General features: G+C 27.8%; 3 protein-coding genes. All 3 read left to right on the top strand.

Going from position 1 to position 26,597, the window contains the following annotated elements:
* Nucleotides 1–320 precede the first annotated feature (320 nt).
* The 3 genes from ACMZI9_RS01230 to ACMZI9_RS01220 all read left to right on the top strand — a co-directional run bounded on the left by ACMZI9_RS01230 (nucleotide 321) and on the right by ACMZI9_RS01220 (nucleotide 26,271).
* A complete protein-coding gene (locus ACMZI9_RS01230; protein WP_416099075.1) occupies nucleotides 321–11,657 on the top strand; it encodes a lipoprotein 17-related variable surface protein in 11,337 nt (3,778 codons plus the stop codon).
* 443 nt (nucleotides 11,658–12,100) lie between these two features.
* Nucleotides 12,101–22,387 carry a lipoprotein 17-related variable surface protein gene (locus ACMZI9_RS01225; RefSeq protein WP_416099074.1) on the top strand — a complete coding sequence of 3,429 codons (10,287 nt, stop codon included), beginning with the start codon at nucleotides 12,101–12,103 and terminating at the stop codon, nucleotides 22,385–22,387.
* Between the two features lie 305 nt (nucleotides 22,388–22,692).
* The gene (locus tag ACMZI9_RS01220; RefSeq protein WP_416099073.1) at nucleotides 22,693–26,271 is read left to right on the top strand and encodes a hypothetical protein; all 3,579 of its coding nucleotides are present in this window, start codon (nucleotides 22,693–22,695) and stop codon (nucleotides 26,269–26,271) included.
* Nucleotides 26,272–26,597 lie beyond the last annotated feature (326 nt).

The following is a 26,597-nucleotide window of genomic DNA, read 5'->3' as shown; positions in this document are numbered from 1 at the left end:
CTAGATAAAGATAGTGCTGATTTTTTTGCATTTTTTAAAAACCAAAAAATTTCATAAATGTGAAACCACCCCAACAACATTGAGGTGTTATTATGTCTAATTAACCTTTCTGTCCACTTTTAGTGTCCCTGTTTATTTCTTTTGTTTAGAATTTTCACAAGAAGCAACAAATGTCACAGGAATTAATGTCATACCTGAAATTGATATAATTTTCAAAAAAGTTTTAATGTTTTCATAATTCTACAATTAATATATAATGAATCTATATATATATATATATATATTACAGAATAGTTATATATATAGAATAGGAGATATGTATGAAAAACAAAGCATTTAAAAAGGGTCTTTTAATTGTGCCTGCATCAGCACCATTAATAGGACTTACTTTGACTCTTTCAGCAAATCATTCAAAACAAGATGTGAATGTTGCAATCAATAATGATAATTATGTGTTTGATAAAGTTAATTCTAATATTTCAGATGATATTTGAACAGGTTATGATAATTATAGTAATGGCACAGTCCATAGGTGATACAACTCTTTAGATGCAAATGGAGTAACTAATTTAAGCCAAACTGGAAATAATAAGCTTAAATGAAGTGCAACTGGCGATGCATGGTATAGATTATTCGATGCTTCAACCCCAGGTTTACCATCAAATATTAATCAAACTAATTGAAACGGTGAGGGTTTTGCTAATGAAATTGGTAATATGTATTCTTGAGAAAGAGATGGTGCTTCATCATCATTACCTGATAACACTGGTTCTTGATGAAATGGAAATGGATATAATCCATTAACTAATACTAAAAAAGTTAAAGTTGGTGTTAACTTAACTAATGCTGATACAAATAATGACTTTTTTACTGCTGGAATTTACTTTTCTGACGATATTAGATTAGTTGGTGATATCAAGATTCACTTATTTGTTAAAGAAGATAGTAGCAGTGTTAATATTGATCAAACTGAAGGTAAATTAACTACATATACTATAAATATCAATGATAATCCAAAAGCCAATATTGGCAAAATGGAAATAAGCCCATGAATAGGTAAAACGCAACAATTAACTAGCGCAGATAAATCAGTTAGTACAACCATAAATGGTAAGTCAAAAATGGCTTACATTAGTGACTATGCTTATTTACCATATTATGATCATATTCCTGATGAGTACAAAAATAATATGTCAGATGTAAATAAAAATCAAAGAAACTGATGACAAAACACTAGACAACAAGGAAGTAATGAACTTTATGATGTTTTAATTAGAGGTTATACTCCACAAGCGGTAAGAAATTCTAAATTTACTTTCACAACCGATAAATACAATAAAGTTGCTTTTGGTTTATTTCAACACTCAATAATTAGGGATAAGACTCCTGTTATTACTAAAAATAATATAACTCAAAATCAAGGAGGTTTATTTGTTTTTAGAGTTAATACAAGTACATCACATAATGAAATTGTTGCAGGAGCTGTAGTTGAATTAGAAATGAAACCATTCAATAATTCAACTGAACCTTTTAATCAATTATATGCTGGTAATACTGGTTCAACCACTGAAAAGAAAACATATTTTGGAGTTTCAGAATATAGAAATTTAAATAATAGAGATGAACACAAGGTTATTGGTGGATTTATTAAAATGGCTGATCGGAAACAGTCATATTTAAAGAAATTTAATACTGAAGAAAAAATTCAAAATGATCTTGAATTTTACGATCAAGTAACTGATGGAATTCCACAAGCTAATTTATCTATTTCTGAAAACGGAAATAGTGCTTTTGCATACAATATAGATAAAAATGGTGTTTCTTATGACAATAAAAATGTAATTAGAACCAGAAATATTTATCAAGATTATAAAAAATACAATAACTTGGATAATTTACGTCTAAATGCTTCTTTTGTTCCAGGTACAGATACCAAAAAATGAAGAATGATTACTAAATCCTCAACTGCTTCTGCGTCAACTACTTTTGGAAGAGAGTATCTTGATTTTGCACCGATTGAATACACATTTACAGATTTAGAATATCTTAAAAGATATATTCAATCTAAAAAATGATTAACTAAAGGTGAAAAAGATGCTTTAACTAGATATGTTGAAGCTGATACTTCTTTTAATGTTGATAATGAATTTACAGATACAGATGCTAAAAATAGTTGAAAAAACAAAATTGATACAATTGATGATTTACAAAAATCAATAGAAGAAAAATATAAAGAGGTTTGTGAATTTCCACTTAATACTGAAATTTATGATAGTGATTGAAATACAATTGCCACAAACAAAATGCTTTATGCTTTAGCTGATATCTCAGTTAAAGAAAGTTTAGAAGATTTTATTGACACAAATTCTAGCATTATTAAACTTAAATCTGATGAATATAATGATGATCCAAAAGCACAAGATAGAAGTAATTCAAGTAAATATAGTACATTAGAATCATTTGATTTTTTAAGTCGAATTTTACAAACAATTAAAAAAGTTTTAGGCGATAGACTTGATGCAATTCTAACTTCTGGTAAAAATAATTTAAATTCTCTATATAGCAAATTGAATGATTACGAAATTACAAAAGCTAATTCTCAAACTTATTCAACAAATAATACAAGAGCAACTAATTTGTTAACTAATAATCTTATTCAAAATGTTATTAATACTTTAACAACTGAAGAACAAGTTAAAACATTTGACTCAACAAAATCAAAGCCTTATGAATCTAATATTAAGAATGTTTTAGATACTATTGCAAATTTAAATTCTCTTGTCACAGAAAAAAATAATTTAAAAACTCAAATTTTAGAGCAACAAAAACCTCAAAATGATTTTAAAAATTATGCTGTTTTTACAAAATCAACCAATTCTATTAATTTAAATTCTTTTGATACTTTTGATGCAAATTTAAAAGATGCAAATAATAAGACAATTCCAAACATTTTTGAATCAACTAGCATGTTAACCACTTTTTACACTAATGGAAAAAATACTTTACAACAAAATTGAATCAATAAATTAACTGGTGATGAACTTAATGGAGCTGTTGAAGAATTTAAAAAAGAAATCAACAATTTTACTTTCTTAAATGGAAATGAAACTATTGGTGAAAAATTCTATATCATTAATTCTCTAGAAGGAAAATTGGGATGAAAAGGTCCTTTTACCTATAATGCTCAAACTAAAACTTTAGCAATTAATGCAAATTATTATTCAATTATTAATGATGAAATGCAAATTGCATTTGATATGGCAATAGAAAATGCCAAAGATCAAATTAATAGTCTTACTTATTTAAGTAAAGATGAAAAAGATAATGTTAAACAATTAATTGGACAAGCTCAATTGTATAAAGATACTTATGTAGCTGATGAAGACTATTCTAATAAAGTTCTAATCGGTTCAGATAAAAATATCAAAACTATTGTCGATAAATGAACTGATATTAATAATGAACGTGAAAAAATTAAAGATTATAGTGCTACTTTTGGTTATCCAGATAAAAACATTAAACCTTCAACTGCAAAACAAGGTTTAATTACTACTGATAGTATTGATCCTAATAAGCAAGGGGTAGAAACTAAAATTATTGGTATTAAAGCTGATGATAATGCTGGTACTTTAGTAGTTACTTATAAAATTCTTAAATCAAGTGATAAAGACAACATCTATACAGAAAATAAAACTTATAAAATTACTGGTTTTAGTGATGAACAATCAAGAATTGAAACTTTAAGCGCTACTCCAGAATATAAAGATCCGAGTCAAAAATCAAATATTCAAGCCTCAACTGTGGTAAAAGCAAATAAAGCAAATATTGATATTGTTTGACAATTACCAACTAATACAAAAATTTATGAAAATAGTGTTAAGTATCTTGGTTATAACGATATAACTGGCAAAATTAAAATTGCTTATAAATTGCAATCTAACAAAGATGTTAATGCAATTTCAACAGAAAAGACTGCAGAAATAACTGGTTTTCAAAATGAGGTAACTAGATTAAATAATTTAGTAAATCAAGATTCTAATGCAAATAAAATTACTAATATAAAAATTGTTTCTAATCCAATTAAACGTGCTTCAGATTCAACATTAAATACTGATTATAATGTTAATTTAATTGATTCTAATTTTGCTAATGCTAATAAAATTAGTTTAACAAATGTGAATCAAACTTCAACTGATGATGATTCTGGTTCAGTTACTTATACATATAAATTTAAGACTACAAGATTAGCGAGTGATCTTGTAACAATTGAAGGGCAAACTGTAAATAATAACAATATTTATAGTAATGTAACTAATCCTCAAACTAGAGCTGGTTTCTTAACTCAAGCTCAATATGAACAAAATCAAAAAGATGCAAAGAAAAAAGCAATTGATAATTATCAATATTTAAATGATGCACAAAAAAATGCTATTAAAGAAGCGATCCAAAATGCTTCAATTGATCAATTAGACCAAAAAGTTTCTGATGCAAATGATTTAAATAATGCAATGAAAGCTTACATTGACGCAACTAATAATATTGAAACAATTAAAAAAGGCACAAATTATACTCAAGCAGACAATCAAAGTGCTTTAGATGATGCAGTAAATCAACAAAAAACTGATGTTGATAAGACTAAAGGATCTAATTTATCATTAGAAGAAGTTAAAAAGAGAACTAAAGCAATTCAAGATGCAATTAGTAATTTAAACGGTGAAGAAAGATTACAAGAAGCTAAAGAAAAAGCAATTGCTAAAGTTAATTCCGATTATTCATCATTAACTGATAAACAAAAAGAAAAAGCAATTGCTTTAATTAATGCTAAAAATACCATTGCAGATGTTAACAGTCAAGATGCAACTAATAATGCGTTAAATTCATCAATGAAAACCTTGCGTGATTACATCACGAAACAAAATACTGTTGTAACAGGTGGCGATTATATTTACACAACAAATGATTTAAGATCTGCTTATGATGGTAATCCTGTTAAAAATAATGGTCAAAAAGGTGGCGCAATTAAAAAAGCAGAAGATTTATTAACTGCTTTAAATACTAAAAATAATTCTGACTTGATGAATAAAACTAATGTTGACTCAATGAATACTGAAATTCAAAATGCAATTAATAATTTAAATGGTCAACAACGTTATAATGATGAATTAACTAGATTAAATTCATTACAAACTGCAACTGCCAAAGTTAAAGATAATTCAAAAAATACTAAAACTGCTAGTGAAATTACTAAAGATGATGTTGAATTTAACGATTCTACAATCCCTGCAGATGTTAAACCAGTTGATTGAGTTATTTCAAATCGAAATGAACTAACAGGTAAATTAGACTTAAGTTACAAATATCAATCAACTAAGGAAAATCTTGAAAGTATCCAATCAAGTAAAACTTATATTTTAAATAATGATAATGCCTTAAGCACTTTAACTGAACAAGAAAGAGTAGATGCTATTTTAGCTGATTCAAATAATTCATTTACTATTGATGAAAGTGATACTAACGCAATTGATAGAAATCAATTGCCAAGTGAAGTTGCTAAAAAAGCTATTAAAGCGTTTAACAACCCAGCAAACTTAGATGTTGAAGGTTATTTAAACAGTATTCAGTTATCGCCAAACAATGATAATGGTACATTAGATATAACATTCAAAATTGCTTCTACCAAAGCAATATTGAATTCAAATAATGACCCACAAAATCCAGCGGTTGTTTCAACTAACACAAGAAAAATTACTTTAACAGGCTTTAAAACTACTTTACAAGCTGAAAAAGAAAAAGTTGCCCAATACATTAATAACAATGTTCCTGAAGCAAAAAAACAAACTTTATTAGATGAATTAGAAAAAGCCAATAATCTTAATGAAGTAGCTAAAGTTCAAGTTAAAGCAGAAATTGAAAAAGCTATTGCTGATGCAACAAATAATTACCCTTATTTAAATAACAATCAATTAGACGCTTATAAAGCAGATTTAAAATCAGCTACTTCAACTGAAGCAATTCAAACTCGTAGTGCAACAGCAAGCACATTAAATGCCAAAATGAATGAATTAAGTGATGCTGTTAAAGCTGAATTAACCGCTTTAACTAAAAAGGCAGTTGAAGATGATCAAAACAATGATGCTAAAACAGCTATTGTTTATACTTTAGCAGATGCTAATAAAAAACAAGCTTATGATAATGCTTTATCAGCAGCTCAAGAATTACTTAATAAAACTAATGGCGCTAACTCAGAATTAAGTGCTGTTGAAACAGTATTAAGCAATTTACAAACTGCTTATGGTGAGTTAAATGGTGATCAAAACCAAAATGCATTAAATCAAAGAATTGATGATTTAAACAATTTAACACCTAAACAAAAACAAGCTATCAAAGATAAAATTGATGGAGCCGCTAATAAAGAAGAAGCAAACAAAATTAATGAAGCAGCTAAAAACTTAGATAAAGCTATTGTTGATCTTAAAGCTAAAATATCTGAAGCTGAAGGCAAAAAAGATAAACTTGAATATACAGGTGATACAACGGGTAACCAAGCTAAATTTGACCAAGCAATTCAAGATGCTAAAAAAGCCTTAGAAGGCTATGAAACAGCTGATTTAAGTAATTTAAACAAAGATCAAATTGCTGAAAAAACCGGTGAAATTAACACTCAAACGTCAACCTTAAATGATGCAATTGATGCCTTAGATGGATTTAGAAACAAATTCAAAGAAGATCTTAATAATTGAGAATTATTAGATGCTAGTCAAATTAAAACTTTACAGGGCAAAGTTGATAATTTACAAAAACAACCAACACAAGAAGAAAAATCAAGCATCCTTCAAGAAGGATTAAGTTTAAGTAAAACCAAAGCGTCAAACAAAATTAATAATAATTATGCAAATCTTTCAAATGATGAAATTACTGAATTAGTAAGAAAAGTTAATAATGCTGCACTTGATGAAACTCAAGGTCGCAAATATGACGCTGCTGTTAAAGCGATAATTCAAGAAGCTGAACAATTAAATCAAAATAAACAAGCAGCTATTAACGCAATCAATGATTTAAGTGATTTAACCCCAAATCAAAAAGCCGTATTTGAAAATCAAGTTAAATCATCGCCAACATCACAAGCTTCAACTGTTCAAGAAACTGCTACAGCTTTAAATACTGCCATTTTAGAAGCTAAGAATGTTGTAAAAGAACAAATTCAAAAATTAGCAAAAGATGACAGATTAACCTATGAAACAGCTAAATCAGCAAATAAAGTTGCTGACAAATATAGATTAGCAGATGCTGCTTTAAAAGAAACTTACGATGAAAAATTACAGGCTTTAAATGATTTAATTGTTAAAGATAATGCTTCAAAAACAGAAATTGATAATGCTAAAACAGAATTAATTTCTGCTTATAATGCACTTAATGGTGAAGAAAACAAAAACAAAAAAGCTAAAGCAGTTGATAAACTTGATAATTTATCAAAAGATCAAAAAGATAAAATTAAAGACTTATTAAATAATGCTACTGATGAAGAAGCTGCACAAAAAATCTTAGAAAAAGCTCAAAAATTAAACTTAGATCTTGGTGACTTAGAAAAACAAATTACTTCTACAGAAGCTAAAGTTGCAACAAGTATTTATACCAACGATGTCCAAGATAGAAAAGAAACTGTTGATCAAGCCTTGAAAAATGCTAAAGATAAATTAGCAGAATTAAAAGCTAAAGATTTAAGCAATGCAACTGCTGATTCATTAAATGGTTTAGCTAATGAAGCAAACCAAAGTAAAGAAGCCTTAAAAACTGCTGATGAAGTCCTTGATGGAAATAGAGAAGTATTAAGAAATGACATTAAGAATCATTTCCCAAGTCTAAACGAAAACCAAAAAGGCTTATTGAAAGCTGAAATCGAAAAATTACCAAAAGTTCCAACACAAGAAGAAACACAAGCTGTTTATAACAAGGCTCTTAAATATGCACAAACCAATGCCAAAGATGAATTAGCTAAACTGGATAATTTAACTAAAGCTGAAAAAGATACATATATTGCTAAAATTGATGCTGCCACATTAGATAAGACAAATGAAGATTTTGCTATTAATGTTAAAAATCTTTTAGATCAAGCCAAAACTGATGAAACAGCTAAAGCAAAAGCTATTGGAACAATTAATAAATTAACTAACTTAAATCCAGCTCAAAAATCATTCTTAACTGAAAAAGTCAAAAATAACCAGGCAAGTGAAGTTAATAATATTGTTGAAAAAGCTAAAGCAATTAATGACAAAATGAAAGCTTACAAAGATATTGCCGAAGTTGACAAAACAAGTGTTGATTATGTTGAAGCTGACGAAGATCGTCAAGTTAAATACAATAATCAAGTAGCAATTAGAGCTGAAGATTTAGGTGATAATGGAACTAATTTAAGTGTTGAGCAAATTGATACTAAAATCACTGAACTAAATAATGCAATCAACGGATTAAACGGTGATGAAAAAGTTGCTCAAGCTAAAGAAAACGCTATTGCTAAAATTAAAGGTGAAAACCCAATTTATAACAATTTAACCGATCAACAAAAAGATGAAGCAATTGCTAAAATTAATGAGCAAAATTCAGTTGCCGATGTAAATACAGTTGATGCAAATAATGCTTTGGTTAATGGTACAATGGCTACACTTGATCAATACTTAAACAACGAATCTAAGATTAAAAACGATATTAATTACACAGGTTCAGAAGAAGATTTAAGAGAAGCATATGACGATGCTATTCAAGCTTTAAAAGACTATGAAACAGCTTTAAACGAACCGAGCGATGATACAAAAGACATCTTAAGCAATGACAAGATTGCAGAAAAAATCAATGCGGTTCATGAAGCAATTAATAACTTAAATGGTAAAGAACACATTAAAACAGTTAGAGCTGAAGAAATTGCTAAAATTAATGCTTTAGAAAACATTAATGATGCTCAAAAATTAGCTTTAATTGCTAAAGTTGATAAGGCTACAACTCCTGAAGATGTTAGAGCTGTAACTGAAGAAGCGCAAGCATTAGATGGAAAAATGGCTGAGCTTAAACAAGCAGTTGTCGACAATCAAGACATACCTAATAGTGTTGATTACAAAAATGCAACTGAAGAAAAAATGCGTGAATTTGATAAAGCGTTTAATGATGCAAGTAATTTAGCTGATAAAGAAAACGGAAGCGCTGAATTAAGTGTTGACAACATAGATTCATTAATTGAAAAATTAAATGTTGCCGCTCAAAACCTTGACGGTGATGAAAAAATCAATAACAAAAAAGCTGAAGCAAAAAACTTAATTAATAGCCTTGAACATCTTAATGACGCTCAAAAAACAGCTTTAATTGAAGAAGTTGATAAAGCTAAATTGTTAGCTAATGTTGACAAAGTGGTTGATAAAGCTCAAACATTGAACAATGCTATGGGTCAATTAAAAGAAACAGCTAAGGCAATTAATGATGAATTAACTCAACCAGATAATCCTAAATATGTTGCAGCTTCTCAAGAACCAAAAGCTAACTATGATGAAGCTAAAACCAAAGTTGATGAATTAATCAGTAAACAAGGTACTAATGAAGACGTTGCTAAAGTATTAGAATTAGAAAAAGCATTAATTGATGCGAAAAATGCTCTTGATGGTGATAAAAACTTTGAATATGCTAAACAAAAAGCGATTGAAAAAGTTCATGAAAATAACAACTTAACTCCTGCTGAAAAACAAGCTTTAATAGATCAAGTTAAAGACTTAGCTATTCCTTCTAATTCAGATAATGCTGATGAAGTTCAAAACTTCAAAGACAATTTAGATAAAATCGTTAATAAAGCAGACTTAATTAATGATGTTAAAAATAATCCTAATTTAACACCTGAACAAAAAGCAGATTTAATCGACGATATTGAAAAAGCTAATGTTGATGATAAATTAAACAGCAAAGCTAACAAAAATTCATATAGTGATACATTAGACAAGATTAAAGCTAAAGAAAAAGCTTATGAAAGAATTAACGCTACTGATGACTCTCAATTAAACGCTGAAGATAAAGCAAAATTAAGTGATAATATCAGTCAATTAGACCCTAGAGATAAAACATTTGCTGATCAATTAGCTAATGAAGAACTTAAAGAAAATAAAATCAAAGAAATAAGAAGCAATCCTAATTTAACTGATGAACAAAAAGCACAATTAATTGATGAAGTTGCTAACTTAAACAATAAACAAGATGATTTAGAAAATCAAATTGCTAACATTGACCAAAAAGCTGAACTAATTGAAAAAATTCAAACTAATGAACACATTAGCGATGAAGACAAAAACAAATTAGTAAATGAAGTAATTAATGTGCCTCATGATGACAGTAAATTAACTGATAAATTAAATAACATTGAATCTAAATTGAATTTAATTGACCAAATTAAACAAAACCCTAATTTAGATGAAAATGCTAAAGAAGCTTTAATTGATCAAGTTCATAACTTAGCAAAAGATTCAGATAATTTTGCTACTGAAGCAGATAATATTTCAACTAAAGTTAAAGCAATTGAACAAATTAAAGCAAATGATGAGTTAACTAAAGAAAATAAAGCAAATCTAGTTAATGAAATTATTGACTTAGATAACAATCAAACCAAATCAAGTCTTGATCATCAAATTAGTAATGTTGATAAAAAAGCAAATCTTTACGAACAAATTAACCAATCAGACTTACCACAAGCTCAAAAAGATGCATTAATTGCTGAATTAGACCCAATTAATGCTAATAGCGAAAATGCTTTAGTAAGCTTTGACAACATCAAAGATCAATTAAATAAATTAAGTAAAATTAATAATGATCAAACTTTAAGTGACAATGATAAAGCTAAATTAGTTGAAGATGTTTTAGCTAACAATCCAACTGAACAAAACTACAATGAAATAGCTAAAAACATTGACAAGAAACAAGAAGCAATTGATCAAGTTAGACAAAATCCTAACTTGACACAAGATCAAAAAGATTCAATTTCTCAAAACATTAGAGAATTAGATGAAACAAGCGAAGAATTTACTAATAAATTAGACAATGAAAAAGCTAGATTAGAATTAATTGATCAATTACATCAAGAAGCTAAAGACAACAAAATTTCTGACGAAACTAGAGATAAATTAATTAGCGAAACACTCAATTTAGTTAATGATTCAAGCTTTATAAATAACTTAAATAACGTTAAAGTTAAAGACAAATTAATTCAACAAGTTAAAGCGAGCGACGTGCTTAATGACAAAACCAAAGCAACATTAATCAATAACATTTTAGATAATAATGCTACAAGCGAAGAATTTGATAATAAACATAATCAAATTACTCAATTATATGTTGATGCTGAAGAATTAGCTAAAGCTAAAAATGATTTAGTGGATTTAACCGAATCTAAGAAATTTGAAAAATTAACTAAATATCAAAAAGATGCAATTAATAAAGCAATTGCTGATTCAGATGAAATTTTAAATAATCTTAACTCTCATAACAACGAAGATGTAGTTAAACAAACAACTATTGATAAAAAAATAAAAGAAATATCGCCAATCTTAATCTGACCATACTTTGTAGCTACTTCAGTAGCAACTTGATTAATTGGTATGTTAATCTTTATATTCGGTAGAAAGAAAAAATAAGAAGTTAATTAGCAATTAATAAACAATCAAAATCAATCAGTACTAGATAAAAATAGTGCTGATTTTTTTGTATTTTTTGTAAAAACCAAAAAATTTCATAAATGTAAAACCACCTCAACAACATTGAGGTGTTATTATGTCTAATTAACCCTTCTTTCCACTTTCAGTGCCCCAGTTCATTTCTTTTGTTTAGAATCTTCACAAGAATTAATTTCATACCTAAAATTAATGCAATTTTCAAAACGTTTTGTTTTTTTTATAATTCTTCTATAAGCTCTTCTATAAGATGTATAATACATCCATATACATATACATATATATAATGATTTCATATGTATTTCGAAATCATTAATAATAACTTGCATGAGTTGAGTTATTTTTATGTTTATTTTAATGTGTATATATTTATATTTAATTAAAACAATTAACAGGAGACTTCATTTATGAAGAAAAAAAATATATTTACGCTTTTAAGCGCTACCCTTTCTTCATCTATACTTTTAATTTCTTCAGTTCCTATCTATATGGGTAAAGATACTAATGATACTAAATATGACAGTTTCTTTTATGAAGATACTGACATTTATTCTAATACAAGATATAGTCAATATGGTTCATATGACAATGGAAACGGGTATCAATTCTATGGATATAAAGGAACTCAAAATTTAGTAACTATTGGTGATCCATCAGTAACTGATAATAGAAATCCTAATTTCTTAAATACAAATTATTTTGACAGATTTACTAAAAGAGGTAATTGGGTTGATGATAAATCATTAAATGGTAGACGTAGAAAATGAAAATTAATTTTTCATAAAGATCAACCAGCTAATTTTAGAGAAAACAGATATTTAGGTGGTTTTTATTTTTCTCAAGACATGATTTTAGCGGATAATTCATTCGTTAAATTTTCATTTTATCCAGCTGATATTAATGCTATTGATTATGCAAATGTTTCAACAAAGGAAATTCCGGTTTCATGAACTAAATTACCAACCAATAAAAGTGATTACACTTTTATTAATCCGCTTTATTCTCAAAATCCTTACTTTGAAGATAAGTGACAAAACATTGTTAACTGAGTAAATCCAGAAAATACTTCTACAGCTGGAGCAGCCGGATATAACAATAATAGCGAAATTAGATTAAGAGGATTGTGAACTAATTCTGCCTACCCTTGAACAGCAGAAGAACAAGCAACTGCTGAAAAAAATGGTTTAACTCGTGATAGCCGCTCAAATATTGCTAATAGATTAATTAACGACCAAGTTACTACCCTTGGAAAAGGAACACCTGGTTTCTATCATAAATCTATTAAAAAAATTAATAAATTTGAAAATGGTGAAGTAGCAAGACAATTAATAAATGATGGCTTGTATGATGAAGATTTATTAAATAATGAAGGTATTGGTTTTTGAAATTTATTAGAAAAAAATGCTGGATATATGTTTAGTTTTTTCATTGATGCACCAAATGCTAGAAATAGGGGGTGATCAAACAACGTTGTAGTTGTTGAATTTGAAACAGTTGATAATCCTAATTTTAAATGAAATGGCAACACTTCTGTTCCAACCTTTTTAGGTGGAGCTTACACTCTTTTTGATGTTGGATTTAACTCTGGTTTTGAAGGTGAATCTGGATTTATCATAAGAAGTGAAAAAACTAAATCAACTGAATACAAATTTAGAATCAAAGAAACAGTTAATTCATCTGAAGCTAACATATATTTACCTAAATCATTTAAAAGAAGAGAAGATGATGAAATTGATAATAAATTGTATGAAGTAGGTCTTTATTACACTAATAAAGATGGAACAGAAATTAAATTACTTGATTTAGATAGAACAAAATACAATAACATAAATAATGCAAGAGAATATTATAGTGAATACACTTTAAATTCACCACTTAATAATATTGATCCAAGCACTTTCAAAATTAAAGCAAAAATTAAAGACACTAATTTCCAAAATCAATGAAATATTGCAGAAGCAAAACTTGCTAACACAACTAAAGATTCTCAAGGTTTTTATGTTTTTAATGATTTAGCCTATACTCCTCTTATTACTGATAGATTAAGGATTGAACAAATGTTACAAACAGATTTCCCTAATTTATCAGGTTGAGTTAGTGAATTAGTTCAAAAATTTATTAATAATGAATTTAAAAATAGGGGTGAAAATAAGAATGAAAGTGATGTTTGATTTGATGATCATAACACCAGAAGTACACCTGATGATAAAAAGTATGTATACACTTTTATTAAATTATTGAGATTTATGATTCCTACGATTCAATTTGCTTCAGAAGTTGATGAAATTTATTATTCTGATGCAAATAAAGGATTATCTAGCGATGAAAACAAATTAATTTCTCAATTAAATTTTGCTTATTCTTCTACTCAAAATTTAAAAGAAATGGTTGAAAAACTTCATGAATTTTTATCTAGTGGAAAAAATGCCTTAAAAAGCGATCAGCCTCTGCCACAAGGGCAAAAAACTGCTACTGATTGAGGTATTAAATTAAATGGAATTTTAGGTAAAGATCACCAAACCTATGATCAAGAAGTGGCGAAATTAGATGGATACAAAGTTGCTAATGACAAAACAATTAGTGGTAAGATTAATGATCTTGCAACTAGTGAGTTTAGTCAAAATTATCCTGAAGCATACAAAAGTTTAACTCAAGCTGAAAAAGATAATTTAGTTAAATTATTTAAAGAAAAAGCAATTGACATTATCAATAATCAGTTTAAATTAACTGCAACTAATGGTGGTATTGATAACTTAATTGAAACCAATTCAAATACCAATTTAGAAACATTGAAGCAATTCCAAGCAGAAGTTGCTGATGCAATTTTGAAGCGTAAATATTTAAATGATTATGTAACTTGAATTAACAATAATTTAAAAAATGCCGATGGAAGTTGAAAAGAAACTGTTTCTGAAAATACTCTTAGTTCTCATGAAGATGGTGAAAAATACAATAAATTTATTGATGCTTTTGACAATGCAGAATACCAAAAAATCTTTTTAAATGATCCAAGTAAAGGTTTTTTAACTGATTATGCTAAGTTTAACAACTTTAAAACTAAATTGGATAATGGGCTTAATTTATTAACTGAAAGTTTAAATGCTTTAGATGGTAACAAAAATCAAGCTCAAAAAGCAGTTGATTCATTTATTTTTGTTGAAAGCACTGAAACTGAAAGACAAGAATTTGCTGCTTTATTAGAAAGATTACAAAATAACTATGAAGGTAATAATGGAGCAGTTAAAGACGCTGTTTGAAGCACAAATAATAGTGAATTAGCAGAACAAATTAATAAAATTTTTGCTAAAGCTAAAACTAATTCAATTGCTAAATTAAATAAATTAACTAATTTAACCGAAAATGAGAAGACAGAATTTTCAAGATTAATCAATGAAGCACAACTTAATCCAATTAGCAAGGAATTTACTCAATTTGGTAATGATGCAAATTTAAAACTAATTTATGATAAAGCAGCATTAATTGATCATATTCGTTCATTAACTAATTTAACTGCTAAGCAAAAACAAGCTTTAATTGATCAAATAAATATTGCAGATAGTAATGATAGTAATTATGTAAATCCTAAAAATTATGAAACATTTAAAACAAATGCAACTAATTTAAATACACAAATGAAAGCATTAAAAGATTACTATGATAAATTGCCTGATTCACTTAAACCAAATAATAATGGTGAAATTACTGATGAACTTTATGTTTATGAAAAAACTCAAACCGAAAAAGAAAATTATAAAAACTATATTAAGCAAACCGAGGCAGTAATTGATGATTCTGCTACTAAAACAATTACTAATAGTACAGAAATTGAAACTTTATTAAGAAATCTTGAAGATGCCAAATCTAAATTAGATGGTTCTAGTTCATATTTACCAAGACAAAATGAATTAAAACATATGACAGTTGAATTAAAACAACAATTGTTAAAAGAAATTGATACTACAATTACTAATGAAAATGATAAAGAAAATCAATTTAAAAAAGTTCAAGCCTTAGACCTAGCAATTGGTAAAGAATTAAATAAAATTAACCAATGACAAACTAATTATGTGGTAGATACTAATGTCGGTTATAAAAATGCTATTGAATCACTCAAAAAAGATGCCGATAGTTTAACTACAAAATTAACTACTGCATTTAATTCAAATTTAGCAGATGGTAATCAAAATAAAGATAAATTCAATCAAGTTGAACAAGAAGATCCAAATAATTACAGTGGACTTTATACTAAAGCTTTTGCTAACTTTAAAGCTTTAAAAGAAGAATTAAGCAATCTTAAATCTAAACTTGATGAAAGTAATCGTTTATATAACTTAGCTATCAATCACACTAATAATAATCCAGAATTATTTGCTACTAATGTAGCTAAAAATTATGCTAATGATCAAAGTCCTTTTACTGTGGAAATCGATGATAATCAACCAGATGCCGTTATTCAAAATATACAAGTAGTTGCTGCTAATGATGTTGATGGTAAACTTGAAATTACTTATGAAATAGTTTCAACTAAAGCCAAGTTAACTGATGTTAAAACTAAAGTGCAAACTTACGTTTTTAAAGCAGATACTCAAGATAATTATCAAACTGAAAAACAAAGATTAAATACTATTGCTAATAGTATTAATGAAGATAAAAGTAAAATTAGTCTTAATTTTACAGCTGCCAATGAATTAGCTAATTCAGAAACTGCTAAAAATAAAGCTAATTATTCATATTCAAATGCAACAAATGAAGAATTAACTTTCGATATCACAAACATTAATCAAGAATCTGATTTTGGTAGAAGTACTTTAAACTTCACTTTAACTTCAACTAAATCTAAAGAAGATTTATTCTGAAGACAAGATAATAATTTAGATAATATCACTTATACAGTGCCAAAATCTGATGCTAATAGCGTAACAATCACCGGATTTAAAAATGGTGAAAAAACTAGATTAGATGGCTTAAGTGGTTATAGTATTGATAGAAGTGATAAATCTAAAATTTTAGCTTCTAAAGTTACCATAGAAGATTTAGATAGCAGTAAGTGAAGTTGAAGTCCAGAAATTGATGGCCAATATACTTTTGCTGAAAAAAGAATTGTAGGCTACAATGATGTTACTGGACAAATTAAACTTGGCTTTAAATTGCAATCAACTAAACCTGGCTTAGAGAAAGTAAAATCAGAAGAAAAATTTGTTACTATTTCTGGTTTTAAAACTGAATTAGATAGAATTAATGAATTAATTAAAGATACTTGAGTGGTCCAAATTGTTGATAAAAAACGTGGCGAAGAACATTCAAACAAGTTACCTTCTGAATTAAACTCAGATGATTTCACAACTAAAATTGCTGATAATTTAGTTAATCAAAATGTAACAATTAGTCCCGAACTATATATCTATCCAAATGATACAAAGGGAGAAGCTCATGTTTGTTTTAAAATAATTTCAGCCAGAACCGATTTAATCTCAGTAAATTGAGAACCTGTTGAAGAAAATCCGAAACCTATTATTTCTAAGTGATCAAATTATGTACTTCTTACTGCATATCGAACCACAAAATACAAAGAAGTTGATCGTTTAAATGATATAAACGTTACTTATACAAATAAAAATGCACAACTTATGCCTTCTGAAATTTCTGCTGCTAACATTAATAGTGCTTTAGCTGTAACTTTACCTGAGAATAGCGAAGCTGAAGTGGTTGAATTAGCTATTACTGATCAAGATGATCGAAGTGGTAGTTTAACTATTTCATATAAATTAAGATCAACTAAAGAAAATTTAACTAAAGCAGAAACTGCAGTTAAAACTTATACTTTTAAATCAGAAACTAAGGATAAATATAAAACTGAGCAAGAAAGAATTGATGCTCTTAGTTATCAACCTACTTTAAGTGAAAATGTTAAATTAAATAAAACTGCTTCTGAAATAAAACCAAGCGATATTGTTTTTGCTACAAGCGAAACAGATGAAGCTTATGAAGTTAAAATTGTTTCAAATTCTATTAATGATAAAACCGGAGCATTTACTGTTGAATACAAGATTAAATCAAAAAGAACTAGTTTAGATGATATTGTTTCTACTGAGGTAAGAACTGCTACTTTTAATACTTTAACTGAAAGTAAAAGATTAGACAAAGTAATCAATGACAACACAATCTCTAAAGAAATTACTTATGCTGGGCAAAAAGCTAAAAATAAAGTTTTAGCTTCAGAAGTAAATGAAGATATGTTGAGTCCAAACCAAAAATTATTAAGTGATTCAAAAGCTAAAATCGCAATTACTAATGTAAAAGTAGATCCAAACAATAATCAACAAGTAATTGTTACTTATAATTTAACTTCTACTAAAGATAATTTAGGTGACGTTACTTCAAGTGTAACTAAAGAAATTACTATTGGTGGTTTTCAAAGTCCAATTGAAAGAGAAAAGGAAATTATTGATGCCTATACCAATGCTGAATTTGTCGGTTTAGGTGATGCAACTAAATTAGCTTCTACTTTCAATGATGCTTCTAAGCATAATGATATTAACTTAACTTTCAAAACTCCAGACAATCACGCTAACGAAAGAATTAGTATCACTAATACTAATGTAATTGGTTATAATGATGTAATTGGGGCTTTAAAAGTTCAATTTAAAGTTATTAGTAACAAAAACGGTCAAGATGTAGTTTCAGAACCAAAAGAAATTATTATTAATAATTATTTAACTGAAAAAGGTAGATTAAATAATTTACGTCAAGAGATGTATAATCAAAATATTAATGTTGATTATCCACAAAAATCATTATCAATACCTTCAAAAGCAGTAGATGATAATGATGATTTAAGTAATTTCTACTATACTCAAAGCAATGAAAATAAAGCTGAATTAATTAATGTTTCTAAAGAAAGTGTAGATGATGCTGCAGGAACTGTTAATATTAAAGCCGAACTTAGATCAACCAAAACTCAAGCTGAATTAATTTCTAATTGAGAAGTTGATCCTAATGCTCCTTTTGTAACACCTGTTTCAGATAATACTGATTTAGGTTCTATTAGTGTATCTGGTTTCAGAACTAAGGCAGAGCAAGATAAAATTGATCGTGAAGCAGAAAAAACACGTTTAAATAATTTGACTGTTGCATTAGATTATGAAAACAAAACTACAACTTTACCTTCAAGTACAGTTATTGAAAAAGTAATTAAAACTATTAAAGAAACTAATCCAGAAGCTAGAGTTGTAATTGATAATATTGATGCAAGAAATGAAATTGAAGGTTCTATTAGAATCCAATACCATTTAGTTTCTGAAAAAAGCGATGAAATTTATAAAGATGTAATTTCAGATAATAAATACGCACAAATTAAAGGCTTTAAAACTGAGCAAATGCGTCTTGATGAAATTATTCAAAACTTAGCAATTGAAGCTGGAATTAAAAATATTGCAAACGACCAATATGATAAATGAACGGCATCACAATTATTAAAAGACTTAATTTTAAATAAATTAGCAACTAATAAAGATACAAGTTATAACTTAAAAGTAGTAGATAAATCAGCTAATGATAACACAGGTGAAATTAGTTATACTTGACAAATTATTTCTAATAGAGGTACAGTTAATTCACAAAACTTGAATGCTGTAACTTCAAGCAAACAATATAATAAATCAGGTACTTTAAGTGGCTTTAAAACTTTAGCGCAAAAAGAAAAAGAAAGATTAGATTCTATTGATTTTAGTGACAAAGCTGAAAATGGTGTTCTTTATCGTATTGATTATCCAAATAAAGCAAATGAACAAGCTTCAAGTTTAACAAATGCAACCACTAATTGAACTTGAGATACATTAAATAAAGATAATTATGAATTTGTTAATCAAAAAATTGTTGGTTACAATGATTTAACTGGTGAAATTCGTTTAAGTTTCCAAATTAGATCAACTAAACCAGACTTTGCTTCTGTGGTTTCTAATACTAAAGAAATTATTATTAGTGGATTTGAAACAGAATTACAAAGATTAAATAAATTAGTTGACACAAATCCATATAATATTTCATTAAATAACACTGTTAATAAAGAAACTCAAAAAGCTTCAACATTAAATAAAGATAATTTTAGTGCTTCAATTAAAGAAAATGCCGACAATACAAGCGATCATAGCTCTGATTTACTTCTAACAGATGCAAATGATAATACTGGTCAAATTGGAGTTAAATACAAATTAATTTCAAATAGACAAGTAAATACTGATCAAACTGATTTGAAAAAATTAGTAAGCAATTGAAAAGAAACATTCAAAGAACAACAAGTAATTTCTAAAGAATCAACTCCTGTTAATTTTGCTGGCTTCTTAACAAATACTGAAGAAGAGAAAAGAAGAATTGAAGACTTCTTACCGAAAATTGTGCTTGATTTTACAAATCGTGATCAATACTTACCTCTTTATAATAAAAATGATGTAATTGATTCAAAAGTAATTGTTAAATTAAAGAATAATGAAACTTTAGAACAAAATCAAATTAAAGTTAAAGAAAATTCATTAACTATTACTGAACGTGATGATCGTGAAGGATATATCAAAGTAAGTTATACCTTGCAATCAACTAAACCAGGTTTAGAAGGTGCAGAAATTGTTGTTAATGAAACAAGAAGTGCTAATACTAATAAATTAAGCGGTTTCAAAACTGAATTACAAAGATTAGAAGGTTTAGTTTTTGATTTTAATAATAGTGTTAGTGATAAAAATCAAAAACAAGCTTCAGATACTGAAATTACTATCGGTAATTTAAATAAAAATGACGTTAAAACCACAAATATTACAATTAGTAATAAAACTCGTGATGATAGAAATGGTACTTTAAGCGGTACTTATAGCATTTATTCAACAAGAGACGGTTTAAATGACATTCATGTTGATGATAAAGAATTCACTATTAACGGATTTTTAACTGAAAAAGAAAGAATTAATAATTTATTAGCAGATGATACAATTCAATCTCATGTTGAATATAAATTAGATAATCAAGCTGAAATTTTACCTTCAGAATTATTAGCTAATAAAGATGAAGTATTAAATAATTTAAGCACATATTTTGATATGAACTTAGATAATGAAGCGATTAATCAAGTTAATTTAAAAATTATTGAATTAAGTGCTGATGATACCGATGGTTCAATTACCTTTAAATATAAAATTGCTTCAACTAAAGAAAACTTAACTGATATTGAATCAGAACAATCTAAAACTATTACTTTAAGTGGTTTCTTAACTGAATTAGACAAGTATAAAAAAGAAGCTAAGAAAACTATTGATGCATTACAAAACATCTCAGAAACACAAAAAGATGCTGCTAAAGCTAAAGTTGAAAAACAAAATACAATTGACAATGTAAATAACATTGTTTCAAATACAACAGCAGTTGATGCTGCTCTAGGGACAATTAAAGACATTACCCCAGTTAAAGAAAAAGTTCAATTCAAAGAAGCTGATGCAGACAAACAAAATGCATTAACTACAGCATTAGATAATTTAAATTCATTAGAAAGTAAAGAAGACTTTGAAAACGCTGTAGAAAACTTACAAGATAAAGTGCAAACTCTTAAAGATGTTTACAAAGCATTAAATGGAGATTCAAACTTAGCAAAAGCTAAAGCAGATGCTATTGCTACTATTGATAAGTTAAGTTACTTATCAAAAGCACAAAAAGATACTGCTAAAGCTGATATTAATGCTAAAGAAGCTATTGTAGATGTAAATAACATTGTAAACAGTGCTACTTTAATGAATAATGCTAAAGAAGCTCTAGATAAAGCTTCTAAAGCACAAAAAACAATTGCTTATACAAAAGCTTCAGAACAACCAAAAGCTAACTTTGATGCAGCTAAAGCTAATGTAGAAGCAATTAAAGATATTACTAACTTTAATAAGCCAGTAGACAACATCGTTGATTTAACAAATAAATTAAACGATGCAACTGCTACACTTGATGGAAGCGCAAACTTAGATGCTGCTAAAGAAGAAGCTCTTAAAGAACTTGATAAACTTTCATACTTATCAGATGAACCATATTCATCAGATTCAGAAAAATTTAAAGCTTCTGAAGCTATTAAAAACGCTACATCAAGTGAAGAACTACAAAAAGCTATTGAAGATGCTAAAGCTTTAAACAAAGCTAACTACGATAAAAAAGTAGATGAATTAAACGATTTAACAAACCAATACTTACAAAGTACATATGGAACAGATGCTTCAAACAAACATAGAGAAAATGTTGTTAAAGCAATTAATGAATTTAATTCAAAAGCATTCTCAGATGCAAATGGAGAAGCTGCTATTGCTAAAGCTCAAAACTTACTTGATTTAGTTGATTCAATCACAACAAACAAATCAAGAAATAACTTTGAAGAGTTAGCTGACGCTTCAGACCTTGCTAATATCGATACTTTAGCAAACGCTGTAATTAAACACAATTACTTTGAAACATCTACAAAAGCTAAGAAAAAACTTAACTCAACAGACCTTAAAAATATTAAACAATTAATTTCTAAGGCCGGAGATATTGATGGATTAAATGTGCTTACAACAGCTATTACTAAAGCATTAAAAGATAACTCACCAATCTTAATCTGACCATACTTTGTAGCTGCTTCAGTAGCAACTTGATTAATTGGTATGTTAATCTTTGTATTTGGTAGAAAAAAATAAGAAATTAACTAACGATTAATAAACAATCAAAATCAATCAGTACTAGATAAAAATAGTGCTGATTTTTTTACATTTTAAAAAATATAAAAATTTCATAAAAGTGAAACTTTAAGAGTGAAAATATGTAAAAAATTACACTTTTTTGCAAAAAAAAAAAAAAAAGATGCCTCAAAGATGATTTTATGCTAATATAAACGTAGTTAATATGAATATTTAACTTATAAAATAGAATAAAATAAGTGCTTTTCTAGCTTAAAAATTAATATTTTTAGCTTCCTTAAGTAATTATTAAAAAAGGAAATTTTATGAACTTAAAAAACAAGAAAAAATGAATTCTTTTACCTTTAAGTGCAGCAGTTACAGCTCCACTTGCTTTACTTACAACAGTAAGTGCAACAACTGAAACTGTAACAACTACAAATCCTGAAAGAGGTAAAGCCGGTGAAGGGATTCTAAATTGAAATAATAGTTGGACATATGATAGTATTCAAGCTCCAAATCTAAAAGAATATGCTTGAGATGATTCAACTGACACAGGTACATATAATTGAAATTACTCTGGTTGAGTTTGACGAAATGAAGAAAGAACGCGTCCAGATTCATATTTAAACAGATCAATTGGTATAACTAAAACACCGAAAGCTAATGATGAAATTAGCTGAACTTTAGATTTCTTTAAAGAATTTGCTCTTATAGGAGAAGATGGTAATAAAGAGGACGAGCAACACTCATATTTTATGTTTGCACTTACTGATGATTTAAAGATTAAGGATGGTTCAAAAATCAAAATAACACGTCAATCACGAGATGATTGAGGAAGAATCAGTACATTAGAAAAATCTTGAATTTCAGGTCAAGATCCTAGTCAAGCACTTAGCGATAATGGTGTTGATCTTAAATGATATGCAAATGCCAAGAACAAAGCTCAAACCTGAGAGGAAATTTTATATTGAGCTGAAGTATGAAGTGTAAAAACTAATCCTTATGTTAAAGGTGGAAATAATCCAAAACTTTTAGGTGGAGAAAATATTAAATCATATAGCGAAATAGCAGATAGATATGATAGCTTCGCCGGACAATTTGAAGATGGTTTAAAAACTTATAACAAAGATTTTACTTCTGGTTGAATTTTTCAAACAAGAAGTTCTAGTAGATATAAATTCACAATTGAATTTACAACTGAATCAAAACCAAATGTAGCAAAAGGTGCATTCTCAGGGGTTTTCCAATCAGTTTCATCAAGACAACTCTCAGGAAAATATGTTGATGTTATCTTAAGAGGAGAAAGAGCTAAAAAAGAAAAACAATTTGATAACTATCCGGTTGTTATCAAACAAACATTTAATGGAATTGATTCGGATACACAAATACCTGCTTCAAGTGCAGTCTTAACAAAAACTATAACAGCACCAGTTTATAATTCAGGTTCATTATATTCAAAAGTTGTTACATTCCCTGAAACTACTGTAACTTCTACTAATAATACAAGAGAACAAAGATTCTTAATTAAGGACATTGTTAACGCTGATCCTAACAATAACTATGCAAAAAAAACAGACAACACTCAAAGAGGAAATAGTGTTGATTATACACCACCTCAAATTGAGGGTTACACAATGACCTTCCGAAAAAATATTAATGGTCGTTTTTCTGTTGACAATAATGGGGTGTTTTCTAAATTTTCAAATGTTGTCGAATATGACGTAGTTTATACAAAAAACAAAGTAGCTGATAAATCAGCACTTCAACAAGAGTGTGATTTGGCAACACCAGAATTTTATGCAAAAAATCCATATACTGACTCTTTAGCAGGTTTTCAAACAAAATATCGTGAACAGCTTTCTGCAGCTAAAGCAGTGTTAAATGATAATAATGCAACACAAGAGCAAGTTAATACTGCTTTAAGAGAATTGCAAAGTGCTAGAAATGATTTAAATGGACAAAAATTAGTTGATGCAGTTAAAGAACAAGCACTCGCTATAGTTAACGACCCTAGTTCATTTTTATCAAAAACTCAAAAAGCTGAAGCCAGAAAACAAATTGCAGCAGCAGAATTTTTATCTACTGCAACAACTATTAAGAACAATATTGAACAAATCAATAACTTAAGAAAAATAATAAAATTATCTAATGATGCATTAACAACTCCTAACTATACAGAAGCTAGAAAAGAACCAAATAAAGATGAATTTAATCAAGCATTGACTTATGCAAAAACTTATGAAAATATAAATAACTTCAATGAAGTTCAAAGGGAAGTAGTAGCTGCAAAAAACAGATTAACTTCTGCATATAATAAACTTGATGGTGAAACAAGATTAAAAGAATCTCAAAGAAATGCTAATGCTGATATCAATGTATTAACTAACTTATCAGAGACTGAGAAAGAAGCAGCTAAAACTGAAGTTGAAAAGCAAACAACTATCGCTAATGTTGCTAACAAATTATTAGAAGCTCAAAAACAAGATGTTAAAAATAAAATTGATCAATTAACAAACTTATCAGACGCTCAAAAAACTGCTGCTAAAGATTTAATTAAATCTGAAGGAACAAACACACTTGCAAAAGTACAAAACATTGTTGATAATGCAAAATTATTAAACAATGCATTAGCTACATTAAAAGCTGCTAACGACAAATTAGATAAAGTTGATTACACACAAGCTTCAGATACTACTAAAGATGCATTTGATAAAGCTAAAGATGCTGTAAATGCAATTAAAGATACAATGAACTTTGAAAACAAAGTACAAGACATTGAATCATTAACAAACAAATTAGCAAATGTTATTAGTAACCTTGATGGTAAAGATAGATTAGCTAAAGCTAAAACTGATGCAATTAAAGAAATTGATAAATTAACCAACTTATCAGAAGCACAAAAAGATGCTGCTAAAGCTAATATTAATGCTAAAGAAGCTGTTGCAGATGTAAATAACATCGTAAACAATGCTACTTTAATGAATAATGCTAAAGAAGCTCTAGATAAAGCTTCTAAAGCACAAGAAACAATTGCTTACACAAAAGCTTCAGAACAACCAAAAGCTAACTTCGATACAGCTAAAGCTAATGTAGAAGCAATTAAAGATATTACTAACTTTGATAAGCCAGTAGACAACATCGTTGATTTAACAAATAAATTAAACAATGCAACTGCTGCTCTTGATGGAAGATCAAACCTAGATGTTGGTAAAGAAAAAGCTCTTAAAGAAATTTCTAAACTTCCATACTTATCAGATGAACCATATTCATCAGATTCAGAAAAATTCAAAGCTTCTGAAGCAATTAGAAACGCTACAGATATTGAAACATTAGCAAAAGCTATTGAAGACGCTAAAGCTTTAAATAAATCTAACTATGATAAAAAAGTAGATGAATTAAATGATTTAACGAACCAATACTTACAAAGTACATATGGAACAGATGCTTCAAACAAACATAGAGAAAATGTTGTTAAAGCAATTAATGAATTTAATTCAAAAGCATTCTCAGATGCAAATGGAGAAGCTGCTATTGCTAAATCTCAAAACTTACTTGATTTAGTTGATTCAATTACAGCAAACAAATCAAGAAACAACTTTAAATCATTAACTGACGCTTCAGATCTTGCTAATATCGATACTTTAGCAAATGCTGTAATTAAACACAATTACTTTGAAACATCTACAAAAGCTAAGAATAAACTTAACTTAACAGACCTTAAAAACATTAAACAATTAGTTTCTAAAGTTGGAGATATTAAAGGATTAAATGTGCTTACAACAGCTATTACTAAAGCATTAAAAAACAACTCACCAATGGTGATTTGACCATACATTATGGCTGCTTCAGTAGCAACTTGATTATTAGGAGCTGCTATCTTTATCTTTGGTAAGAAAAAATAATTGTTAATTAATAATTAACAAGAAAATCAGTCGATTAATCAGCACCAAATTTGCTTGGTGCTGATTTTTTTGTACATTTTTTGCAATTAAACTAGCATAAGAAAAGTAGACAGTTCTTTATTTCCCGAGTTTCCAAGTTTGACCTTTTTTTAAGGGTCGTTTTTTAATCCATATATCTATAGATATATGAAGCAAAAGAAATTTTATTTTTTTACTTACATTACACACATAAAATGGTATAATAAAGAATATGAAATACAACTTATGCAGAAAAAAACAAAACGGAAAATACTATTTAGTCTTAGCAATTTCAAAAGGTTTTAAAA

Source organism: Mycoplasma sp. 4079, assembly GCF_047785185.1.
Classification (GTDB): Bacteria; Bacillota_I; Bacilli_A; order Mycoplasmatales; family Metamycoplasmataceae; genus Mycoplasmopsis.
Note: the sequence above shows the minus strand (reverse complement) of the source record. Positions and strands in the feature narration are given on the sequence as shown.